Origin of the sequence: Dietzia sp. CW19 (genome assembly GCF_014145265.1) — a bacterium.
In the GTDB taxonomy this organism is placed as follows: Bacteria; Actinomycetota; Actinomycetes; order Mycobacteriales; family Mycobacteriaceae; genus Dietzia; species Dietzia natronolimnaea.
In genome coordinates this window covers 1-2,349 of sequence record NZ_JAALEE010000260.1, presented here as the reverse complement: position 1 = coordinate 2,349, position 2,349 = coordinate 1, and the positions used below count along the sequence as shown (strand labels likewise).

Here is a 2,349-nt window from a genome sequence, read left to right as displayed (position 1 = left end):
GGAGCGGTGGTGGTGGCGCGAGAGGCCCGGGTCGAGGTCGCGGTGGTGCTGGGGCCGGCCGGGGCGGTCACCTCGGGAGACGTCTCGTCGCGCGATCGCATCAGCGCGACGGTGGTGACGGTCGCGACGAGGACCCCGACCACCACGACCACCGCGAGGGCCGCGTAGACCGGCGACCGACCGCCTCCCCGCACTCCGTCGGCCCCGGTCACGTCGCCACCCCGTCGCCCTGGCTAGAGGGTCATCCCGGGCGGTAGCGGACCGATCGGGGTCGCGTCCCCCGCGCCGGCGAACGGGTTCCACACGTAGATGGTGGAGGCGTAGACGGCCTCCGCATTCGGTTGGCCCGCCACCGGCTCCTGTTGCACGCGCAGCTCCACGTGGAAGTCGCTGTGCTGCCCGAGCAGGACACGCGGCGTGGTGCCGGGCTGCGTCGCGACCTGCTCGCCCCGGTGGAACAGCACGACACGGGTGGGCGACGAGACCGTCCCGCCCGCGGTCTCCAGGAACAGGTAGCCGAGTTCACCGCACAGGTTCCCGCTCTGTCCCACCGTCCACCCGACCCCGGGGAACGGCCCGGGGGTCTGCGCGGCGATCCGCTGCACGTCCACCGAACACCCGGCGGGCGGAGGCATGAGGAAGTCGGTGTTGACCGCGGATGCAGCGGGCGCCCAGGACGCGAGCAGGCCGGCGGTCAGGGCCGTGGCGGTCAGGGCCCTGACGTTCGGTGTTCTGACGTTCGGTGTTCTGACGGTTCCGGGCATCGAGATCGCCTCTCCGATCGAGTACACCCCATGGTGACACGGGTCACACCGGAGAACCACCGTGAGTGGTGACCGGGCGCCCCCCGACCCCTCGGTACGGTGGGACCACCCGGCGGCGCACCCCTCACGCCGCCCGATGAGGAGAGTGCCGTGACCGGTCGATACGCCCCTGGACACACTCTGGATCAGGCCGTCGCTCTCGAACGCGGCGGCGATAACCTGGTCCGGGGCCGCACGGTCGACGCGTGGGCCAACATGGTCGGGCCGTTCGGCGGGACGACCGCGGCGACGATGCTGCAGGCGATCCTGCAGCACCCGGAGCGACACGGTGACCCGCTGGCTCTGACGTTGAACTACGCGGGCCCGGTGGCCGAGGGCGAGTTCGAGATCGAGGTGCTGCCGACCCGCACCAACCGCTCCAACCAGCACTGGTGGCTCGAGATGCGCCAGGGCGATCAGGTGGTCACCACCGCCACGGCGATCACCGCGCTGCGCCGGGAGACGTGGTCGGAGACCGAGGTCGGCCCGCCCGGGGTCCCCGCACCCGAGGACCTGACCCCGGCCGCGGCGGACCGTGGGGTCAAGTGGGTGGACAACTACGACATGCGGTTCGTGACGGGGGCGTGGCAGTCGGTCGAGGACGGACAGACGAGCCCGGATTCGACGACGACGATGTGGATCCGCGACACCCCGCCCCGCCCCCTCGACCACGTCGCGCTCACCGCGATGTGCGATTCGTTCTTCCCCAGGTCGTTCCTCCGGCTCGGCCGGCCGATCCCCGCGGGAACGGTCACGCTGACGATCCACTACCTGGCCACCGCGGACGAGATCGCGGCCCAGGGCACGGACTTCATCCTGGGCAGCGTCCACGCCCACCGGTTCCACGGCAACTACCACGATGAATCGGCGAGACTGTGGAGCCGCGACGGCACCCTGCTCGCCACCAGCCACCAACTCATGTACTTCAAGTCCTGAGTACCGCGGGCCGGAGGAGCACCCACCACATGTCGACCACTCGGAACCACACCACCCACGAGGTCCTCAACCAGGCGCCGCCGCGCGTGGACGTGGACGAGTACGCGCTCAATCCCGCACTCCGGGAGGCCGTGGGAGTCTTCGCGCCCGGCGCGGTGACCGACCGGTTCCACGAGATCGGCCGACACGTGGGCACCGGGCAGTACCAGCACGACGCGGAGCTGGCCAACACCCTGCCGCCGGTGCACCGCGCCCACGACCGGTGGGGCAACCGGGTGGACGAGATCGAGTTCCACCCCTCCTATCACCGGATCATGGAGTACTCGGTGTCCCGCGGGGTGCACACCTCCGCCTGGGCGGACCCGGGGCCCGGCGCCACCGTGGAGCGGGCCACCGGCTTCATGCTGGTGTCGCAGATCGAGGCCGGGCACGGGTGCCCGCTGTCCATGACGCACGCCGTGGTGCCGTCCCTGCGCTTGAGTCCGGACCTGGCCGCGGAATGGGAGCCGGCGCTGATGTCCAGGGTCTACGACCCCGAGCTCCGCGACCCCGCCACCAAGTCGGGTGTGCTCTTCGGGATGGCCATGACCGAGAAGCAGGGCGGGTCGGA

Annotated in this window: 2 protein-coding genes and 2 pseudogenes; 2 read left to right on the top strand and 2 right to left on the bottom strand. The window is 71.2% G+C overall.

Annotation, left to right across the window (positions count from 1 at the left end; translation table 11 throughout):
* Positions 1-212, bottom strand: a pseudogene (locus tag G6021_RS08430) (hypothetical protein); the annotation flags it as partial.
* 21 nt (positions 213-233) lie between these two features.
* Positions 234-764: a hypothetical protein gene (locus tag G6021_RS08425; RefSeq protein ID WP_187700569.1), complete on the bottom strand. Its 531-nt coding sequence runs from the start codon at positions 762-764 to the stop codon at positions 234-236.
* A gap of 150 nt (positions 765-914) precedes the next feature.
* Between G6021_RS08425 and G6021_RS08420 the strand changes: the two genes are divergently transcribed.
* Complete coding sequence (locus G6021_RS08420) at positions 915-1,739, top strand: acyl-CoA thioesterase domain-containing protein (protein WP_182641057.1); 825 nt, start codon at positions 915-917, stop codon at positions 1,737-1,739.
* Between the two features lie 29 nt (positions 1,740-1,768).
* A pseudogene (locus G6021_RS08415) lies at positions 1,769-2,349 on the top strand (DNA alkylation response protein); the annotation flags it as partial.